This window comes from Limnobacter humi (assembly GCF_024518835.1).
Lineage (GTDB): Bacteria > Pseudomonadota > Gammaproteobacteria > Burkholderiales > Burkholderiaceae_B > Limnobacter > Limnobacter humi.
Window position 1 is genome coordinate 13,437 of sequence record NZ_JANIGO010000006.1, and the last position, 19,467, is coordinate 32,903.

At 59.2% G+C, this 19,467-nt stretch carries 20 protein-coding genes; 2 read left to right on the top strand and 18 right to left on the bottom strand.

Going from position 1 to position 19,467, the window contains the following annotated elements:
• Positions 1–3: 3 nt before the first annotated feature.
• The 13 genes from NQT62_RS14385 to gspG form a co-directional block, all read right to left on the bottom strand.
• On the bottom strand, positions 4–1,863 hold the full coding sequence (locus tag NQT62_RS14385) for a sensor histidine kinase (RefSeq protein WP_256765437.1): 1,860 nt from the start codon (positions 1,861–1,863) through the stop codon (positions 4–6).
• Between the two features lie 44 nt (positions 1,864–1,907).
• Positions 1,908–2,636, bottom strand: a complete 729-nt coding sequence (locus tag NQT62_RS14390) for a response regulator transcription factor (protein WP_256765438.1) — start codon at positions 2,634–2,636, stop codon at positions 1,908–1,910.
• A 2-nt stretch (positions 2,637–2,638) separates the two neighbouring features.
• The gene (gspF, locus tag NQT62_RS14395) at positions 2,639–3,856 is read right to left on the bottom strand and encodes a type II secretion system inner membrane protein GspF (RefSeq protein ID WP_256765439.1); all 1,218 of its coding nucleotides are present in this window, start codon (positions 3,854–3,856) and stop codon (positions 2,639–2,641) included.
• A 17-nt stretch (positions 3,857–3,873) separates the two neighbouring features.
• Positions 3,874–5,370, bottom strand: a complete 1,497-nt coding sequence (gene gspE, locus NQT62_RS14400) for a type II secretion system ATPase GspE (RefSeq protein WP_306173702.1) — start codon at positions 5,368–5,370, stop codon at positions 3,874–3,876.
• On the bottom strand, positions 5,351–7,636 hold the full coding sequence (gspD, locus tag NQT62_RS14405; RefSeq protein ID WP_370569196.1) for a type II secretion system secretin GspD: 2,286 nt from the start codon (positions 7,634–7,636) through the stop codon (positions 5,351–5,353). Before gspD ends, gspE begins: the two co-directional genes overlap by 20 nt.
• Before the next feature lie 79 nt (positions 7,637–7,715).
• Complete coding sequence (gene gspN, locus NQT62_RS14410) at positions 7,716–8,441, bottom strand: type II secretion system protein N (RefSeq protein ID WP_256765441.1); 726 nt, start codon at positions 8,439–8,441, stop codon at positions 7,716–7,718.
• Complete coding sequence (locus NQT62_RS14415; RefSeq protein ID WP_256765442.1) at positions 8,438–8,953, bottom strand: type II secretion system protein M; 516 nt, start codon at positions 8,951–8,953, stop codon at positions 8,438–8,440. The genes gspN and NQT62_RS14415 overlap by 4 nt, the downstream gene beginning before the upstream one ends.
• On the bottom strand, positions 8,950–10,185 hold the full coding sequence (gspL, locus tag NQT62_RS14420; protein ID WP_256765443.1) for a type II secretion system protein GspL: 1,236 nt from the start codon (positions 10,183–10,185) through the stop codon (positions 8,950–8,952). The genes NQT62_RS14415 and gspL overlap by 4 nt, the downstream gene beginning before the upstream one ends.
• Positions 10,186–11,124, bottom strand: a complete 939-nt coding sequence (gene gspK / locus NQT62_RS14425; RefSeq protein ID WP_256765444.1) for a type II secretion system minor pseudopilin GspK — start codon at positions 11,122–11,124, stop codon at positions 10,186–10,188.
• A gap of 11 nt (positions 11,125–11,135) precedes the next feature.
• The gene (locus tag NQT62_RS14430) at positions 11,136–11,825 is read right to left on the bottom strand and encodes a PulJ/GspJ family protein (protein WP_256765445.1); all 690 of its coding nucleotides are present in this window, start codon (positions 11,823–11,825) and stop codon (positions 11,136–11,138) included.
• Entirely contained in the window at positions 11,822–12,217 is a 396-nt protein-coding gene (locus NQT62_RS14435; protein ID WP_256765446.1) for a type II secretion system protein, read from the bottom strand. Before NQT62_RS14435 ends, NQT62_RS14430 begins: the two co-directional genes overlap by 4 nt.
• Positions 12,214–12,702 carry a GspH/FimT family pseudopilin gene (locus NQT62_RS14440; RefSeq protein WP_256765447.1) on the bottom strand — a complete coding sequence of 163 codons (489 nt, stop codon included), beginning with the start codon at positions 12,700–12,702 and terminating at the stop codon, positions 12,214–12,216. Before NQT62_RS14440 ends, NQT62_RS14435 begins: the two co-directional genes overlap by 4 nt.
• 28 nt (positions 12,703–12,730) lie before the next feature.
• Entirely contained in the window at positions 12,731–13,198 is a 468-nt protein-coding gene (gspG, locus tag NQT62_RS14445) for a type II secretion system major pseudopilin GspG (RefSeq protein ID WP_306173705.1), read from the bottom strand.
• Between the two features lie 336 nt (positions 13,199–13,534).
• Between gspG and NQT62_RS14450 the strand changes: the two genes are divergently transcribed.
• A complete protein-coding gene (locus tag NQT62_RS14450) occupies positions 13,535–14,014 on the top strand; it encodes a type II secretion system protein N (RefSeq protein WP_256765448.1) in 480 nt (159 codons plus the stop codon).
• A gap of 13 nt (positions 14,015–14,027) precedes the next feature.
• On the opposite strand, the gene NQT62_RS14455 is transcribed toward NQT62_RS14450, so the two are convergent.
• Positions 14,028–14,765, bottom strand: a complete 738-nt coding sequence (locus NQT62_RS14455) for a DUF3108 domain-containing protein (RefSeq protein ID WP_256765449.1) — start codon at positions 14,763–14,765, stop codon at positions 14,028–14,030.
• Positions 14,766–14,809: 44 nt separating this feature from the next.
• Positions 14,810–15,322, bottom strand: coding sequence for a D-Ala-D-Ala carboxypeptidase family metallohydrolase (locus NQT62_RS14460; protein WP_256765450.1), 513 nt, complete (start codon positions 15,320–15,322; stop codon positions 14,810–14,812).
• On the opposite strand from NQT62_RS14460, the gene NQT62_RS14465 reads away from it, so the two are divergent.
• Positions 15,315–16,007, top strand: coding sequence for an HAD family hydrolase (locus NQT62_RS14465; protein WP_256765451.1), 693 nt, complete (start codon positions 15,315–15,317; stop codon positions 16,005–16,007). The two genes, NQT62_RS14460 and NQT62_RS14465, sit on opposite strands and share 8 nt — an antisense overlap.
• Here NQT62_RS14465 and NQT62_RS14470 read toward each other — a convergent pair.
• From NQT62_RS14470 to NQT62_RS14480, 3 genes are read right to left on the bottom strand one after another with little or no spacing between them, the layout of a single operon-like run.
• Positions 15,983–16,747, bottom strand: a complete 765-nt coding sequence (locus tag NQT62_RS14470; protein WP_256765553.1) for a HesA/MoeB/ThiF family protein — start codon at positions 16,745–16,747, stop codon at positions 15,983–15,985. The genes NQT62_RS14465 and NQT62_RS14470 overlap by 25 nt on opposite strands.
• Positions 16,748–16,770: 23 nt before the next feature.
• On the bottom strand, positions 16,771–18,168 hold the full coding sequence (locus NQT62_RS14475) for a S41 family peptidase (RefSeq protein ID WP_306173706.1): 1,398 nt from the start codon (positions 18,166–18,168) through the stop codon (positions 16,771–16,773).
• A 5-nt stretch (positions 18,169–18,173) separates the two neighbouring features.
• Complete coding sequence (locus tag NQT62_RS14480) at positions 18,174–19,463, bottom strand: murein hydrolase activator EnvC family protein (RefSeq protein WP_256765452.1); 1,290 nt, start codon at positions 19,461–19,463, stop codon at positions 18,174–18,176.
• Positions 19,464–19,467: the final 4 nt, after the last annotated feature.

The following is a 19,467-nucleotide window of genomic DNA, read 5'->3' on the forward strand; positions in this document are numbered from 1 at the left end:
CGGTCAGGTGTTGGTCGAGGTTGGCAATTCAATCAGGATGTTGGTTCCCTGCCCAGTGTGTGCGGTCACCGTGAGTTTGCCGCCCAGCAGGGCCACGCGCTGGCGCATGTTGTGCAGTCCACGCCCTGCTGGATGGTCATCCGAATCAAATCCTACACCGTTGTCCGTGATCTGAACACCAACATGGCCGGCACCGTTGGATACGCGCAGCGTGACACGGCTGGCGTTGGCGTGTTTGAGAATATTGGCGAACACTTCCTGTAGAACCCGCAACAGGTTCAGGCAGTGTCGGGGGTCGAGGTAGGGCAGCGGGGGAATCTGCTCGTCCACTTGCCATTGCAATTCGATGCCTGCTGCAGTCAGGCTGCTGGCGATTCGATAGCGGAAGGATCCCAACAATGTGGTGAGGTCTTGCTCCATGGGTTCCAGTGAGTCGATGCTGAGTTGCAGGTCACGCAACCCATCTTCCAGCAAGGCCAGGGTGGTTCGGGTGTCCACCGCGTTTCCCCGCAACTGGTGGATTGCTGCCACCAGGTAAGCGCCAATGCCATCATGCATGTCGGCCATGAGTCGTTGCCGTTCATTCAGTTTTACCTTTTCTGCATCAATGTGTTGCATCACCTGGTATTGTGCGGCCAGTTCAGCCTCCCGCCTGGCCAGTCGCGCTTGCAGGGTTTCGTTGAAAAGGTCGGCCTCTTTCAGGAGGCGGCTGTACCGGTCAATCATGAAGTAACTCAGCACCAGAAACATCACGATGCCCATGTACTGGTTGAGAAAGTAACCGTCGAAACTGCGGTACCCGGCCAACAGCAACAGGTCATGAATACTCAGCAGGCAAAAGCACAAGAGGCCGAATGAAAAAGCGTGGGCATCCAAGGCCTTGTGCTGGTTGCCATGCCGCCACATCAGGCGAACGCACCACAAATAACCCAGCAAGATGATGGAACCGTAGACTTCCACCACTCGCAGTGACCAATCTTGATGCACCAGCAGCAAGGCTGGAAACGTCAGCAGGTAGGTCCACCAGGCCTTTCGCTCCCAGCGGTTGCGTGGCACCTTGCAGTAGTTGAGTACCATGAGGAACACGGTGCTGGCAAAAAACAGCAAACCACCTTGCGAAATTTGCACCCAGTGGCTGTGGCTCACCGGCGGTTCAGTGGCCAGAAAAGCCAGATTGCGCAGCCCCCACAGCATGCAGGTGAGCGCCAGCAGCACCAGGTTCCATTTGCGGGTTTCGCGCAGGGTCACCAAAATCAGTAACACAATGCCCGCGCCGATGATGAACGACGTGCTGAAAAACACCGACGTAATTTGCAGCCCGCGGCGCGACAAATAGGCTTCGCGCAAATTTTCATCAGAGCCCACCCACACCGTGGACAGGCCGGCCATGTAATCCGGAAATACGCGGATTTGAACAGACACCCGGTTCAAGCCCGGCTTGACCAGGCTGGGCGCCAGTTGCACATACAGCGGTCGGTTCCAGTTGCGCTCGGCATAGTCGCCAGTCAACGGTCCAAAATAGCCCACCCGCTCATCATTCAGGTACACCTCGCCATTCATGGCCAAGCGGGGAATGTAGATGGACTCGTAGGTGTGGTCTGGATGGGCAAACACATCAAACTGGAACCAGTAAAAGCCGCCAGCGGTTTGCAACAGGGTGTCTTCCCGGTGGGGTAGTGTCACGGTGGGGGCTGTCAACAGGGCCGTTGGTGGCATGCGCTGGTATTCGCCCATGGCCAGGTGCCGAGCATTGGTAACTCGCAGTGCTTCCGGGTCACTGGGTATGCCGCGCGCCATTTGCGCCAAGAGCATCCACAGCAATAAACCAGCCATGACCGTGCCGCACAGGTGCAGGCGCAACACCCGGCGGGTCCAGCTTGGGGATGCTGTTGTGGACGCCGTGGTGTTCAGGGTCGCTCCCGCAGGTTGATCAATCCCAATTCGCTGGCGCGGTGGACGGCGCTTGTCCGGGAGTTGACGGCAAGCTTCCGATAGATGCGCTTGATGTAGGTGCTCACTGTGTTGATGGATACCTGCATCAGGTCTGCAATTTCAGACTGCATAAAGCCCTTGGCCACCATTTCCAGGACTTGCATTTCCCGGTCAGACAAGGGCGTGACCAGTGTTGCAGGCGCTTGACTGTGTTTGGCGTCTGCCAGGCGCGGGCTATTGTCCGGTGCGGCGTCTGGTTGCAGGGCTCGAAAGCGGGTCAGCAGTCGGCGCGCAATCACCGGGCTGATGGGTGAGCCACCCGCATGCAATTGAAGCAGGCGTGAGACGATGTCCTCGGTGCGGGTGTCTTTGGTGAGGTAGCCCGTGGCCCCGGCCTCAATGCTGGCAATCACGTGGGATTCATCACCAAACACCGTGAATACCATGGACTCACACCCTGGCCGGTTGGCATGGATGTAGCGAATCAATTCGAGCCCATTGCCATCGGGCAGCCCCAGGTCCACCAACACCACATTGGGGCTGTGCAGGTCGAGCATCTCATACGCTTGCGCCAGTGTATGGGCGCAGGCCAGCAACGACAGGTCGGGGTGGGTGTGTATCGCCTGGGTCAGTGTTTCCAGCATGCGCTCGTCGTCATCAACAACGCACACGCGGATTTTGGCGTCTGGCTTCGGGCTGCTCATGATCAGCGCACCAATTGGTTGACTTCAATGATGGGCATCATCACCGCCAGCACAATCAGCAACACCACCAGGCCCATCACCAGAATCAATACAGGCTCCAGCAGGCTGGTCAGCCACAATGCTTTGCGTTCCACTTCAGCGCGTTGGGAGTCGGATGCGCGTTCCAGCATGGCTGCCAATTGCCCGGTGGACTCGCCACTGGCCACCAAATGGGTGAGCACCGGTGGGAACAAGCCGCTTTTGCCCATGGCCTTGCTCAGCCCACTGCCTTCTTTCACGCGTTCCTGCACTTCACCCATGGCACCTTGCAAGGCGGTGTTGCCCATGGTGCGGTTGGCGGCAGACAAGGCTTTCAGAATGGGTACACCACTGCCCACCAGAATGGACAGGGTCGAGGCCAGCCGGGCAGTGTTCACCGCACGGACAAATGGACCCACAACCGGCATGGCCAGCACCCATTCGTCGACCCGCAAGCGGAAACTGCGACTGCGCAATGCATTTTGAAACAGCACAACAGTGGCCACCAGCACCAGCAGCAATGCCCAACCCCAGTGGCGCAAAAAATCGGACAGGGCAATCATGACAATGGTGAGCGTGGGCAATTGCTGGTTCGTGTTTTCAAACACCGCCACCACTTGGGGTACCACGTAGGTTAATAGCCCCACCACCACCATCAGCGCCACCAGGGTGACCACGGCGGGGTATATGAAGGCTGCGCTCACTTTTTGAGCCAGGGCCTGCCGGGCCTCCAGTGCATCGGCCAGCTTGGTGAGTACATTGCCCAACTCACCCGTGCTTTCGCCGGCTGCCACGGTGGCTACCACCAATTCAGGAAAGGCCTTTGGATAATTGGCCAGGGCTTGTGACAGGGGGGTGCCCGCCACCACATCGGAACGAATGCTGGATAGCCGTTCGCGCACCAGCGGCTTTTCAGCTTGTTCAATGAGCGCGGCCAGGGCCTGTGCCAATGCCAGTCGCGCCTGCAGCAGGCTGGCCAACTGCCGAATGATCAGCACCACTTCACGGCTGCTCAGTTCCCGACTGAAACGGCGATTCAGGCTCATGCCCTGAGCCTGGGTTTTGTTGACTTCAGTGACTTCAATCGGCGTCATGCCTTGCATGCGCAACTGGTTGCGGGCGGCGCGGGCAGAGTCGGCTTCCAGCGACCCCTTGATGCCTTTGCCATCTGAACCCAATGCGTCGTATCGAAATACAGCCATGTGTGTGCCCGCCGTCGTCAGTCTTTCGTGACACGCAACAATTCTTCCAGGGTGGTTTCACCCTGGTCGACCCAGCGCTGGCCGTCTTCCCGCATGGTTTTCATGCCATGGTTCAGTGCGTGGGTTCGCATCTCGCTTTCGGCTGCGCCGTTGTGGATGAGTGTTCGCACGGCATCGTCCACCGTGAACAGTTCATACACGCCGGTGCGCCCCACGTAGCCGGTGTGTGCGCAGCGCTCGCAACCCACCGGATGCCAGTGTGTGTGTCCGTCGGCACCGGTTTCCTGGCGTTTGCAATGGGGACACAGGCGGCGCACCAGGCGCTGGGCCAGCACGCCCAGCAGGCTGCTGGACAACAAAAAAGGCTCCACACCCATGTCGATGAGGCGGGTGACCGCACTCACCGAATCGTTGGTGTGCAAGGTGGCCAGCACCAGGTGGCCCGTTAGCGAGGCCTGCACAGCGATTTGGGCTGTTTCCAGGTCGCGGATTTCACCAATCATGATCACGTCCGGGTCTTGGCGCAAAATGGCGCGTAAGGCCTTGCCAAAAGTCATGTCGATTTTCGGGTTGACCGGGGTTTGACTAATGCCGGGCAGATCGTATTCCACCGGGTCTTCCACGGTCATGACATTGGTGGTGCTGGAATCAATCCGCGACAACGCCGCATACAGCGTGGTGGTTTTGCCAGACCCGGTGGGGCCAGTTACCAATAGAATGCCGTGGGGCATTCGGCACAGCCGGTCCATGTCGTGCAGGGTGTGGGCAGGCATGCCCAAGCGGGTCAGCTCTAAGCGCCCAGCCTCTTTGTCCAACAAGCGCAACACCGCGCGTTCGCCGTGGCCGGTCGGCAGGGTCGACACCCGCACATCCATGGGTTTGCCGCCGATGCGCAAGGTAATGCGGCCATCTTGTGGCAATCGCTTTTCGGCAATGTCCAGGCTGGCCATGATTTTGATGCGTGAAATCAGGGCAGAGTGCAGTTCACGCCGTGGTTGCAGCACATCCCGCAATGTCCCGTCCACACGGAAACGCACAGCAGAGTGGGTTTCAAACGCTTCGATGTGAATGTCCGATGCACCATCCCGACTGGCTTGGGTCAGCAGCGCATTGATCATGCGAATGATGGGCGCATCGTCTTCCGTTTCCAGCAGGTCCTCCACGGCGGGAATGTCCTGCATGAGCTGGGTCAAGTCCAGGTCCCCAGCCACTTCATCGGCCACCGCTGCAGCGCTGGTTTCCTGATTGGAGTAGGCCTGGTTGATGGTTTTTTCCAGTTCGGCAGCATCGGCGCAATACACCCAGTCGATGGGGCAGGGCGCCACCCGCTGCGTTTCGGTCAACGCATGCGGTGGTGTCCTGGGGCTGAAGGCAATCCGCCATCCGTCAACCTGTGCATCCAGACACAGCAACTGGTTTTGCCGGGCAAAACCATAATTCAACCGTGACACCGCTTGTGGATTGAATTGCACCATCAAAGAACCTCGATCCCCATCAATTGGCGCTGCCGCCATTGCTACCCCCAGCGCTGCCAGCAGGCCTTGGGATCACCAAGATGCGTTGGGCAGGGGCCAGTTGGAGATTGCCTGACTGCGCGCCATTGGGCCCAGTGTTGGAGCTGGCGCTGGGCGAGCCGGTGTTGTTGGGTTTGATTTCACGCAGCGATCGATCGGGCAGCACAGGCCCTTTCATGTCGGGCAACGCAAACCGGTTTTCAAGCTGGTTGCCTTGCTGCTGGGCACGCATGTAGTCGTAGCGGTTGGTGACGATGCTTTGGGCCTGGTCTTCGTTGCGCACCACCACAGGCCGCAAAAACACCATCAGGTTGGTTTTCATTCGTCGGCGGTTGTCGTAGCGGAAGAACTGGCCCAGCACTGGCACATCGCCAATGCCTGGTACTTTTTCTTCATTGCCGGTCACGCGGTCTTCAACCAATCCACCCAACACAATGATGTTGCCGCTTTCCACCAGCACATTGCTTTCGATGGAGCGCTTGTTGGTGATGATGCCAGACACGTTGGTGGAGTCCACCACCGAGCTGACTTCCTGAAAAATACCCAGCTTCACAACGCCGCCTTCCGACACTTGGGGTTTGACGCGCAGGGTCAGGCCCACGTCTTGCCGCTCAATCGTCTGGAAAGGGTTGATGGCAGCCCCGCCGTTGCCGCCGGCATTGGCAAATTGACCGGTGATGAAAGGCACGTTCTGGCCAATCACGATTTTGGCCTCTTCATTGTCCAGCGTCAGGATGTTGGGTGTCGACAGGATGTTGGCGTTGGCCTTGCTTTCCAGCGCGCGTGCCAGAAAGCCCAGGTTGGAAATCGTACCAACCCCGGGAATATTGACCTGCCCGTCGATGATGCCGATGTTCAGGCCTCGCCCGATAGACCCCAGGTTGGCTGAAGCGCCAATGATGTTTTTGCCAGAGCCGATGTCGTTGAAATTGGTGCCGCCAATCACTTTGGCAGAGTTGCCGGCAGCGCCGGACAAACCCTGGAATTGAATGCCGAATTCTGCCGCCTTGTCGCTGGACACTTCCACAATCAAGCTTTCGACAAACACCTGGGCACGCCGCACATCCAGTTTTTCGATGATGGAGCGCAGGTTGCGGTAAACCGGCTCTGGTGCAGTGATGATGAGCGAGTTGGTGGAGGCATCCGCCTGCACAATGCCGCCGTTGTTCACGTCATTGTTGCCTGAAGCCACACTCAGTTGCCCGCCCGTCGCACCACCCACGCCACCCGACAAGCCACTGGCGCTACCGGTGCTCCCGGTGGGCGAGCTGCCCAGGCCACTGGGGCCGTTCAAATTACCGGTGCCCAAGCCGCCTGCACCGACGTTGTTCTGACTTAAGCCAGAACCGGTGTCCACCTTGATGGGGCTGTTGGTGAGCACACCCTGCAATGTTTTGGCCAACTTGGTGGCTTCCGCATTTTTCAAGTAAACCACCCAGACGTTGCCGGGCTGTTTGGTCGGTTGGTCCAGTTTACGGATCAGGTTTTTGGCCAGGTTTAACCGCGCCTGGCTGGGTGTGCGGATCAATAGGCTGTTGGTGCGCGGGTCGGCCATGACGGTCAAGCGTTGGCCCGCATCCACGGCAGCACCCGTGCCACGGTTGCCCTCATCCAACATGCGGTTCAGGATGGTTGCGATATCCACAGCCAGCGCATGTTCGAGCGGAACCACCTCCAGGTCGCCCGAGCTGGGGCCGTCAATGGAGGCAATGATGCGGGCAATCCGTTGCAGGTTGTCCGCGTAGTCAGTAATGACCAACGTGTTGTTGTTGGGGTAGGCTGCAATGGTGTTGTTGGGTGCAATCAGGGGGCGAAGCACGGGCACCAGTGCGGTGGCCGATTCGTAGTTCAGCTGAAACACCTGGGTCACAATGGCGCCACCGCTTTGGTTCATGGCGCGTCGGGGGTCCACCTCGTTGGAGGCCTGAATTTTCGCGTCGTTTTCCGGCACCACACGGGCCACACCACCGCTTTCAACAATGGTGAAACCCTGCAGGCGCAAGGCCGCCAGCAAGGCGTTTTTGGCGTCAGCCGCGCTGAGCGGTTCGGGCGACACCAGTGAGATGGTGCCGCGCACCCGGGGGTCAACCACAAAGGTTTGGTTGGTGAACGAGCCAATCGCCCTGACCACCGCATCAATTTCCGCATTCACAAAATTCAGTGAAAACCGGTCGCTGGCCTGGCCTTGCACTTTGGTGCTGTTGGGGGCAGCCAATGCGGGGGTTATGGCCTGGTTGCCAACGCCGGCCAGCAAGGTTGCCAGCATGAGATTCAACACCGATTTGGTGACCGGAATATTGCGCGCAGTGTTCAAAGCACTGATCCTTTATTGTTCAAAGCAATCATCAAAATACACCGAGGCGGTAACGCTGGCCTTCCAGGCGACCCATCTGGCTCAACAAGCCTGTTAAGGCCTCGCGGCTGGCCTCTTGGGCCTGGGCATAGCCTGTAAACGAGAACCGCTGACCGGGAACCACGGCACCCTGGCCTTCCATCATCAATGGGCCGCGCAGGGTGTTCAAATTCACATCCAACTGTTTACCTGGGTTTCCTGTCACCGTGATGACATATTCGCCCAAAGGCCGGATGCTCGCCAGTGCAGATTGGGCATCGGACCAGGTCACGCGCACATCCAGCGCTTGCCCAGCCTGCCAGCCTTGCCAGCGCACTTGTATCAGCCCCTCCGGCCGAATGGTGTTGTAGGGTGCCCCCAGCGCCATGAGCCATGAGGCCGGAAACTGCAGTGCACCGTCTTCCACCCTGATACCGTTCAAACCCACAGCCAGATGCAAGGCTTGCGCAATTCGCGGGTGGGTCAGGGTGACCTGCAGCCCACCTTCCCCCAGGCGGGTGTGCCAGGCCAGCACACCCGGCACGGCGTAAACTTGCCCGCCATCGGAAACTCCCAACTGCACTGCGCCGTTCCAGAGGCTGCCATCCATGGCCAGCACGCTCAGGGTTGGCCCCATGATGGACTCAAGCCGTGATTTCAAGCTGTAGGCCGGCCAGGCCACCACAGCCACTGCAAGCGCTGCCAAGGTTGGAAGCAGCCACTGGCGCGCACGGCTCATGGTGCATTGCCCGCTTTGGGCAGAAACACCACATGGCCAGTGAGCGTGGCAGCAGCAACCTTGTTCAGCTCAGCTTCCAGCAGCGTCAGGCTGGCAATCGATTCCGCCTTGCTCAGCCAGGCCAGCACGGCCGCCGCGGGTGCTTCGGTGAATTCAATCCGCAATTCGCCTTCTTCGGTGCGCCGTAGCGTGGTTTGCTGCTGCAGTGTCTGGTCAACCAACAGCTGTGCCAGCCGGGGTTCCAGTTCGCTGTCACGCACCACCACGCGGGAACGGGCACCCCTGAGCGCCTCAAGTTCGGAGGCTGCACGCATGACCTCAGCGGCTTTGGCCTGCAATGCCTGCTGTTGGCCTGGCGCACTCTTCAAGGTTTGGATGGCAGGGTCCAGGCCCACGGTCCACAACAGGACTGCGCCGGTCAATGCGCTGCCCCAGGTCACCAGCCGCCGTTCACGGGGGTTGAGTTGGTCCAGGCGGGCTCGAACCTGCTCCATGGCCTGTTGTAACTTCATGATGGTGCACCTTGTTTCACCTGGAGAACCGGCTGGTTGTCAGTGCCAGCTTTGGTCCATTGGGCAGACAAGCCGCGGGCCTTCAGCCGTTGTACGGTGCTCTCCTGCATGGCTTGGGTCACATTCGCGCCAAAGCGCAGGCTCAGGGTGCCCTTGGAGAAGGCCACCTCATTGAGGCTGTTAAAAGGTGCCTCCTGCATGGCCACCCCCACCTCATGCAGCCAGTGGCTGGCTCCCCCCTGGGCATTGCTGCTGGCCAAACCGCTGCTCAACGTGCGTTTTTCCCGTTCAATCAGCAACAGGGGGTCCGCAATCATCGGGGTGTCGGGCATGGCCTGCGCATACCGTTCTGCAATGGATTGCTCGATGTGGGCGCTTTGGTGACGCGCTTTAAGCGCCAATGCATTCAAACCGATTACACCCACCAACAACAGCCCCGCTGCTGCGGTCAGAAGGGACTTTTTTCCATGGCTTGCCGCGGGTGCGCGAATACCCAGCCGGCGAAGTTCGTCGGCCCGAACCAAGCTACATTCACGCAGCAGGGCGAGGGCAGACAAGGGCAAACGGGGCACAGTCTGAACATGCTCAAGCAGTGTGGAACTCGCCAGGAGGGCCTCTAGCCTGCTGCGGTCAGCTGCCAGCATCTCGACTGTTGTGGAGCCCAGCACCCGTTGCAGCAGTGCGGTGAGCACCACGGGGGGCTGGGTTGGTAACACCGTGGGCGGGGCAGCTGGCTCTGCCAAAAGCAGGTCGCTGCCGCTGAACCACATGACCCGGTCAGCCTGAACAGGCCTGCGCAGGGTTTCGCAAGACACCGCCTGAACCTGCAGCCCGGCTTGCCGACAGGCGCTGACCACGGAGCGCACTGTGGCTTTTCCCACCACGGCCGCAAGGCGCTGACCATCGGACAGCGCATGCCACAAACTGGCATGGTTGTCATCAGGGTCGTTGAGCAGGTAGGGTTCGACCACATAGGGCAGGGCATCCTGCAATTTTTGCCCACTCAATTTGGGCGGTGTTACGGCCAACATGCTGACTTCCGAGGGGGCGATCAACACAATGCAAGGCAAATCCTTGGGCAAGTGGGTTGGCAGTTCTTCGCCACCATGCAACTTGCCGCCGGGCCCGTGCACTTCGTACCGTACACGCAGCGCTCGGCCTTCACCGTCGGCCTTGGCCTGGTCGTGACTGTTGGGCCACCACACCAACAGGCTTGCCTGCTTATTGCTCACTCATTGTCTCCAAATCACCAGTACTTTCTGGTCTTTGCGCTCCAGCAGTGCGCGCGTGCGTATCAGCGCCTGTTCAACCTGTGCAGAACCCTCAATCAGGAAGAAGGCGGTATTGACGCTTATTAAATCACTGTTTGCCTGAATATTTGGGCCCAACGCCGCTTTGAAATCACTGATGTTGCGAAAGCTGACCCGGTCACGTTGCGAGATCACCGATTGAGCCTGTGCATAGCTGAGCGGCTCCAGGGTGGCATATAGCACTTCTGGCGTGGTGGTGTTCGCATTCACGGGTGTGGTGCGGGGCAGCAACACGACATGGGGGCGAAGCTGGTTCCAGGCGTCTTCACCAATGCCATAGCGCCCCCGAAAATCTTCCCAGCGAATGGCGGGTGGCAGCGGAGGTTGACGCTCTGTCGCAGGCTTGTCCTGTCCAGTCGGCACATCGGGCTTGAACATGCGAGCCACCGTACCTGCAATCCGTTCGCGATCTTGCGGGTTGACACCCAGCAAATCACACAGCTTGGCAAACCCGGCCAGCCATTCTGCGCGGGTTGGGTTGTCCAGGCCCAGGTTCCTCAGGTTGAACCGCCCCTGGGCGTCTTCAATCCGGCCGGTCAACACCACTTCCCGCTGGTCCGCAGCGGTGGCGTTCTCGTCTTTGCGCATCAGCCCTTCGTTGATACGGCTCTCTGCCAACGGCACAGCCCAGGGCTCTGTGAGTGTGTCGGTGGTGGACACCCGGGCATCCTCCCGCAAAATCACCCGGGCCCAGTCCACTCCGCTGCGGCTCACCAGTTCTGCCTGATCTCGTGCGGCCGTCACTGAAATGGTTTTGGCTGTGGCAAACAGGTTCCAGATCAGGGGGCTAACCGCCAGGGTGCACAACACCACAATGAACAGGGCCATCACCACCGCGGCACCGCGTTGTTCTGTTGGCATGGCGCATCCCATCAATACACCCCACCGGTCAGCAAAATCCGCATCACTGTTTGCCCATTGGCGGGTGTCAAGGCCACTTCGACCGCCCGCACATGTCCACGTTGGGTTGGAGAGTCCCCCTCGCCGCCCGCTTGCTCCCCACCCGGTGCTGCCGGGTTGGCCGTCACCGTGGCGGTGGCCAGCGGGTTGCCCTGAAGGTTCATGGCTGTCAGTGGCAGTGGCGCCACATTGCCCAGCAACACGGGCGGTGTCCATCCGCCAGGTTCGCGCCACAGGCGGACACGCAAGCCCTGAATGGGCAGCAGGCCGTCTGTGGGGGCGGTCGTGTTGTTGTTCTCGGTTTGGTTGCGCTTCACCGTGCGCAAAAGCCCCTGCGCCGTTTGTAACCATTGGATTTCTTCACGGAATGCATTCTCACTGGTGTCGCGTCGAACCGTGCGAATGATCAGGCCTTGATCCACCAACTCGACCGATTCCTGATCAGTGCCCGGCCACTGGGTGCCGAGGTTCAGTGATGAGAGGTCTCGGTCTAGCTGGCCAAAAACGGCAGTCGTGGTCTGCAATTCATTGTCCACCCTGTTCACCCGTTCTGCACTGCGCAGCACCTCGGTCAGGCCTCGCCAGGACAGCAGGGCCAAAATGGCCACAATGCCCAGCGCCACCAGCACCTCTAGCAAGGTAAAACCGCGCTGTCGCTTCATGGTGCGCTGCTGAAAAAAACCACCAACCGGGCCAGCTGGAATTTCTCATCCACAGCATTGGCCTCTTTCACCTGGATTTCAATCCGGCGAAAATTGGGATTGGGGGTGTTGGTGACATCGATGCGGCATACAAACTGAAAGTTGGCCTGAGGACAGGGCAGTTGGGTTGTTTGGCTTGCCGGATAAACGCCAGCCACCGCCACCATGTTGGCCATGTTGCGGGCGCTCCATTGCGCATACTGGCGCCTGAGCAGGTCGTCCTGCTGCAGATTCATGTTGCCAGCGGCTTTCAGGCACGCCATCAATGCCACGGCGATGATGGTCATCGCCACCAGGGCTTCAATGAGCGTGAATCCCGTTGCTTTGCCAGGGTTCGCCAGGGCACGCATCATCGGTTTGGCGCCTCTGTCAGCACCACTTGCGGCTTGCTGGCCACGAAAGGGCCGCCATTGCGGCTTTCAAGCACAAGTCGAGTGCGGTTTTTTTGGAGAACAACCGTGCGTCGGGTCAAGTCTGGGCTGCGCTCTAAGGTCAAATAACTGTTGGGGCTACCCTCGACCAGCAACTGGGTTGTCAAGGGACCATGCCCCCAAAGACGTGGCCGAAGTGCGGCTTCGGTTTTCACTGGAACCCACCGGGCTCCTGTTAGCTCTTGAAACTCATACCCGTTGTTGCCTGCCACAAACCGAATCGACTTGGATTTAAGCAATGCTTCCTGTTGGGCTACACGCAGCAGCTGCGCCAGTTGCCTGGCGTCTGATTCCAGCAGGTTTCCGTCGCCCGGCGTGCCTTTCACCACGATAAGCCCAGTGGCAATCGACAGCACCACCACCACAACCAGCAACTCCAGCAGTGTGAAACCCCGGTGATGCGTCATGGTTAAGTGGTCTTCGAGTGAGACAACCTTAGAGGCTCCAGGATCCAATGTCCGCATTGACCCCTTCGCCACCCGCCTTGCCATCTGCACCAAAGCTCATGACGTCAACCTCCCCCTTCAGTCCGGGGCTCAGGAACTGGTAAGGGTTGCCCCAAGGGTCGTTGGGCACTTTGGACAGATACCCGCCCTGTTTGTAATTGTTGGGTTGAGGCTCCGTGGTGGGTTTTTGAACCAGTGCCTGCAGCCCTTGTTCGGTGGTGGGGTAGCGGCTGTTGTCCAGGCGGTACAGGTTTAGCGCTTGCATCACCGACGCAATGTCTTGTCGTGCAGCAACCACTCGAGCCTCGTCTGGGCGGCCCATGATTTTCGGCACCACCAACGTGGCCAGAATGCCCAGAATGACCACCACCACCATGATCTCGATCAAAGTAAAGCCAGCGGATTGGCGACGTGGGGTACAGGCGATGGGGGCAAGGCGGCGAGTCATGGTCTTCATGCGGTTCATGTGCAAAAGTTAAACAGGATCAACGGTAGAGGTTACACCGATTTTGCAGGCTTGCGCGCCCTGAGCGGCTTGTGCAATGTCACCCGTTGGTCACAGCCGCGCATTCGTTTGTCGAACAAAAGATCGGGTTTGCAGGTCGGTAAAATGCGGGTTCTGTCACGCGAACAGGGGCTTTAGGACATGCGTGCTTACTCACATAATGACCACATTGGCGGTTTTGCCGCCGATAACCCTTGAAGCATGGCTTAAACCGGACACTCGAGAACAGTGGTCCGGTTTTTTTTTGGTGCACAATACACCAAGCCCCCATCCACCTGTGAGCCGTTCATGAAACTTGCCCTGACATTGCCCCGCGCCTTGCCCGCCCTGTCGGATCGAGGCTATCGAGCCATTGCGCTGTGTGTCTGGGCGGCTGCTGCGGGTTTGTCGACCTGGGTGGTCATTCAATGGATGGCGCCTGCCCCGGTGGTGGCCCAGGCCATGCCGGCCGACATGTCTGCACAGTTTCAGATGGATCAGTCGGCAGAGGCCCGTCTACTGGGTGTGGAGACGGCTGGCGGCCTCACGCCGCCATCGGTGAGTTTAATGGGCGTGTTTGCAGCTGGTGACGGGACCGGGGCCGCGGTGTTGTCGATTGAGGGGCAACCAGCCCAGTCCAAGTCTGTTGGGGACGAGGTTGCCAACGGCTGGACACTGGATGAGGTGGGGCCCACATTCGCCGTGATGGGTCGAAGCGGTCAGCGCGTTCAGTTGAACCTGCCGGTGCTGCAGGCAGACCCCAATTTGCTCAAGCGTGCCCCTGAATAAAAGGCGGCGTACATCAGGGTTTCCTGTTCAGGCCCGTCAGGGTTTGAGTCAATGACTTGCCGTCTGCATCCTGAATCTGAATGCGAACTGGCTGCCAACCCAACTGTTTGCCGTACCACACCCGCACAATGTCGTCACCCGGCTCATCTGGTTTGCTTTCGAACTTCAACGCGACGACGGTTTGCTCGCGTTCACCCAGGTTCAGCACCACATCTTCGGTGCCTTTGAGCACAAACCACTCTGTACCGATGCGACCGGTCCCGATTACACGGAACTTCAATTCATCCCCGGCTTTTGCCGGCGCACCGCACCGCAATTGCGCTGCAATTTGATGAATCATGCTCAGTCGGTCTTGCAAGCCTTTTTCCAGCGGGGCCGCCGTGTTGTTCTTTTTGAACTGAACCTCCTGTTGGGCTTCATTCACCACCGACTCCACCAGCGGCTTTTTTCCACGTTTTTCTGCATAGTACAGCGGGACAAAACCGAGCTTGGTGTCCACCAGGCCCTCGCTTTTCTGGGTCAGTTGACCTGAAAACATCAGGGCCATCAGGCCTTTGGCCTGTGACACCGATTCCAGTGTGTAATGGTTGCCAGCCACTCGCAAGGTATGAAGGCTGACCGCCAACTGCCCCGGAACCTGGCTGTGGGTCAATGAATATTGAAGGTCAGCGTCGGCCAGCGCTTTGCCGGGCGCCCCGCATTCCAGGGCAGCATGGGCATGGCCTGCCAGCAAGGCCAGGGACCAGGCCATCCCCATCCAGCTTTGCCGCCATGTTCTTCGTGTTCCATCGAATCTCATCGAATCACCAATCCGTCCAGATAGCCCTCATCGGCTGTGTAAATCGTCAAAATTTCCCGTCGCGCCGTGCGGTCGGCTGGCGCCGCCGATACATGGACCCAGCGCCCAAATTCATAAATCAACTGGTCAAATGGCAATGCCGAGCGCGACACCGCCTGAGCCAATAACGCAGCATCGCCCCATTCCGGGCACACCACATCGGCAGCCAGTCCCAAACAGTGCTGCGAGCCCGGTACCCCACCCACTTTTTCATTCAGCATGGGGCTCCGATAACCGCTGTTGATGCGCAGGGCCCTGGCGGGTATGCCCAGTTCGGCACACAGTTGTCCCAACAGGTGAGACAGTCGGCGTAAGTTGTCCAGGCACTCCGGTGGGCAATGGTTGTCCAGGCCGGTTCTGTTCGCCGTGTCGGAATGGCACAATACGACAGGCCCGAAATCCGGATGAAAACCGGAAACCGAGCTTTCGTCCCTGTATTCACGCCATTCTGGACCACCTGTTTTGCGCATTCGTTACCTTCGTCGACCCCCAGCTCGCACAGCCGGGCGGGTTTATTTGCTGGACCTGGACAATACCCTGCACGAGGCGTCCACCTTTATTTTGCCGGAGATCAACCGGCAAATGACCCATTACCTGGCCCGCAAGTTGAACTTGAGCCATGAAGCCGCCAGCGCGGCCCGAACTCACTACTGGCAGCGCTATGGGGCAACCTTGCTGGGCATGATGCGCCACCACGGCATCAACCCGCATGAGTTTCTTGCCCAGACGCACCGCTTTGATGACCTGAAGGCCGTCAGCCGCCGACACGCCAGTGTGCCCCATCGGCTTTCCCGCCTCAACGGCTTGCGTGTGCTGCTCACCAATGCACCCCGCGCCTATGCCACCGAGGTGTCCAAAATCCTGGGGCTTCACCGGCATTATCACGCGCTGGTGTCGATAGAAGACATGGTGATTCATGGCGCCTGGCGCCCAAAGCCAACCCCCATGCTGTGGCCGCACCTCAAGGCCGCACTCAAGGCCAAGCGAGTGTTGCTGGTGGACGATACCCTTGGACACCTGCATGAGGCGGCCCGACACGGTATCCAAACCTGCTGGATCACATCACCGGGTTTGGGCTTTCCAGCGCACAAACCCACGGGGCGCGTGCGCAGCCGCATTCGCCGGTTTGATCAGGTCAAGCGGCTGGCATTCTGACTGCACACTGGGCAGGCCGGGTCTTTCCGGATACGCATGCGGGTAAATTCACAAGCCCGGGCGTCGTAAATTTGCAAGGTGCTGTACAAGGGTTTGCCGAAACCCGCCAATATTTTCAGGGCTTCGCTGGCTTGCAGCGTACCAATGACACCGGTGAGTGGTGCAAATACCCCCATGGTGGCACAACGCACCTCGCTGACATCGTCACCTTCGGGGAACAGGCAGTGGTAGCAGGGGGCTTGCGGGTTTTGCAATTCAAAGCAGGCCAGTTGGCCATCCAGGCGAATGGCTGCGCCCGACACCAAGGGCTTGCCCAGTTTCACGCAGGCCCGGTTCACCGCATGCCGGGTTTTGAAGTTGTCGCTGCAGTCCAGCACCACATCGGCCCTGGCCACCAGTGCTTCCAGCCCGGTACCTTCTAGGCGCTTGTTCAAGGGCTCAATCTGGATCAGTGGATTGATTTGCAGCAGTTGTTCGCGTGCCGAATCCACCTTGGGCATGCCCACCCGTGCGGTGGTGTGCAGCACTTGTCGTTGCAGGTTGGTCAGGTCAACTTCGTCATCGTCGGCCATGATGAGGGTACCCACGCCAGCGCTGGCCAAATACAGTGCGCTGGGGCAGCCCAGACCGCCCGCACCCACCACCAGCACCGTGGCGTTGGCAATGCGGGTTTGGCCTTCGATGCCAATATCGTCCAACAGGATGTGGCGGGAGTAGCGAAGCAACTCCGCGTCATTCAAGTCCTTCAGCGGCATGACCAGGCTTATTTGGCTTGCTTGGCTTGTTGCTCGGCCAACTTGCGATTTTGCTGCACAGGCTTGCCTTTGAGGTAATTCACCGCCTGTTGCAACTGGAAGTCGTCCTCCGAACCAAACACCACTGGCTTCGCATTGGCGGGCACATCGGCATCCGGCTTTTTCTCGCTGGGGGTTTCCTTTTCACCTTTGTCGTTGGACAAGTGGCGTGACAGGTCGGCTTCGCGGACACGCTCAATGACGTCGCCATTGGGTGTTTCCGTCACCAGGTAGTCGGGCACAATGCCCTTGGCCTGGATGCTGCGGCCTGACGGCGTGTAATAGCGCGCCGTGGTCAGTTTGATGGCCGTGTTGTTGTTCAGGGGCAGAATGGTCTGTACCGAACCTTTGCCAAAGGTTTGCGTGCCCAGCACCTTCGCGCGGCCATGGTCTTGCAGGGCACCAGCCACAATCTCCGATGCCGATGCCGATCCACCATTGACCACCACCACCATGGGCAGGGTTTTGGCCACGGCGGTCAGGTCTCGCAAGTAATCCTTTTCTTTGCCGCGCAGGTAATCATCGGGAGAAGCCACCAGCTTGCGCTGGGAGTCTTCGGTGCGGCCATCGGTGCTGACCACCAGGCTGTTTTGGGGCAGGAATGCTGCCGCAACGCCCACGGCGGCATTCAGCAAACCGCCGGGGTCATTGCGCAGGTCCAGCACAATGCCTTTCATGGGTTTTTCAGCCTGCAGCTTGTTCAGGGCCTTGGCCAGGTATTCGCCGGTGTGTTCCTGGAATTGGGTCACGCGAACGTAGCCATAGCCACCTTCCAGCATTTTGGCCTTCACGCTTTGCACGCGGATCACGTCGCGCACAATGGTCACCACAATCGGCTTGTCCTCGTTTTTGCGCAACAAAGTGAGCTTGATCTCGGTCTTTGGCTTGCCGCGCATCATGCCCACCGCGTCGGACAGGCTCATGCCTTTGGTGGGTTTGTCGTCAATTTTCACAATCAGGTCGCCCGCTTTCACGCCGGCTTTTTGCGCTGGGGTGTCTTCAATCGGCGAGATCACCTTCACAAAGCCGTCTTCGGTTCCCACCTCAATGCCCAGGCCACCAAATTCACCTTGGGTGCCCACACGCAGCTCTTTAAACGCGTCGGCATCCAGATAGCTGGAGTGCGGGTCCAGGTTCGAAACCATGCCGCTGATGGCACCCTGAAACAGCTTGTCGTCACCCACCGGCTCCACGTAGAAGTTCTTGATGGCGCCAAACACTTCGGTGAACTGCCGAAGCTCGGTCAGCGGCAAGGCCTCGGGCGGTTGTTGCTGCCGCTGGGCCACGGCACTCACGCCCAGGCTGACCAACACGCCAGCCACCACACCGGCCGACACCAAACTGACTGTCCGTAACTTCTGCTGCATAGTATTTATTGACCTTTGGTCCACGAAAGCGGGTCGAAGGCGATGCCCTGACGCCGGAGTTCAAAGTATAGCCCGTTGTCTAGGGTACCACTGCTGTTGCCGGTTTCGGCAATCACATCCCCGGCATTCACGGTATCGCCTGTTTTCTTCAGCAGTTTGCCGTTGTTTCCATAAACGCTCAAGAACTCGTCACCATGATCAATCACCAGAATTTCGCCAAACCCGCGCATAAAGTCTGCAAACACCACACGGCCGTTGCCCACCACCCGGACGGGTTGTCCGGGGTCTGCTGAAATGAACAGGCCTTTCCAGGAAGGGCCTTGACCGTCTTTGGTGCGTGTCGCGCCGAAGCGGCCCACGATGGTGCCTTGCACCGGCAACACCATGCGGCCTTTGAGTTTGGCAAAATCACCCGTGCTGGGCATGGGCGGTGGCGTGAACGGGCGGGCTTCCCGTTCTTTGGGCGGGGTTCCTTTCTTGATATCGGGCAGGGTGGTGATGCGGGCGGCGCGCTCCGCCTCCCGCCGCTTGGCTTCTTCGATGGCCCTTGCCAACTGGTTGATGGTGTTGGTCAGGCGTTGTTCATCCCGTTGCAATCGCTTGCGTTGCAACTCCTGGTCGCTCAGCTTGGAATTAAGGTCTTCAATCAACTGGCTGCGTTCTTCTTTTTGGGCTGCCAAGTCTTTTTGGGCTTTGCTCTGGCGCTCAATCGTGTCTTCCAGGCGGTCTTGTTTTTTCTCCAGGCCCACGCGCAGTTTTTCCAGCGCCTCAGCCTGCCTCACCTGTTGTTCGGCCAATGCCTTTTCAGCTGTGGAAATGCGTTCGTACCAGTACCCGTCCCGCGCAGCCTGGCTGGCGGATTGGCCTGCCAACCAGGCCTGGGTGGGGTTGATTTCCGTACGGCGGTACTGGTTGCGCAGCACCCGTGCCAGGCGGTCTTGGGTGTTGGCCAAATCCAGTGCCAGTTGGGCTTCCTGCCGGGTTAAGTCCTCAATGTCCGCCTCCAGGGCCTTGCGTTCCTTGTCCAACGCCGCAATTCGGGCCGCCGTGTCTTTCAGTTTTTGTTCCACCACACCCAGTGCCTTGGCTGCGCGTTTCTTTTCGGTGCTGGTTTGGGCAATCGCTTTTTTCACAGCCTCGAGCTGCTTGCGAACTTCATCCCGTTCTTTCTGCGCGCCGGCCGATTCCCGCCCGGGGTTGCCCTGTGTGGCGGCATGTCCCACAGGGGCGAACAAATAGAGCGCCGCCAGCAGCAATAGGCCGCTGGGCAGGCACCTTGAGCAGGGCGGCTTCATGGTT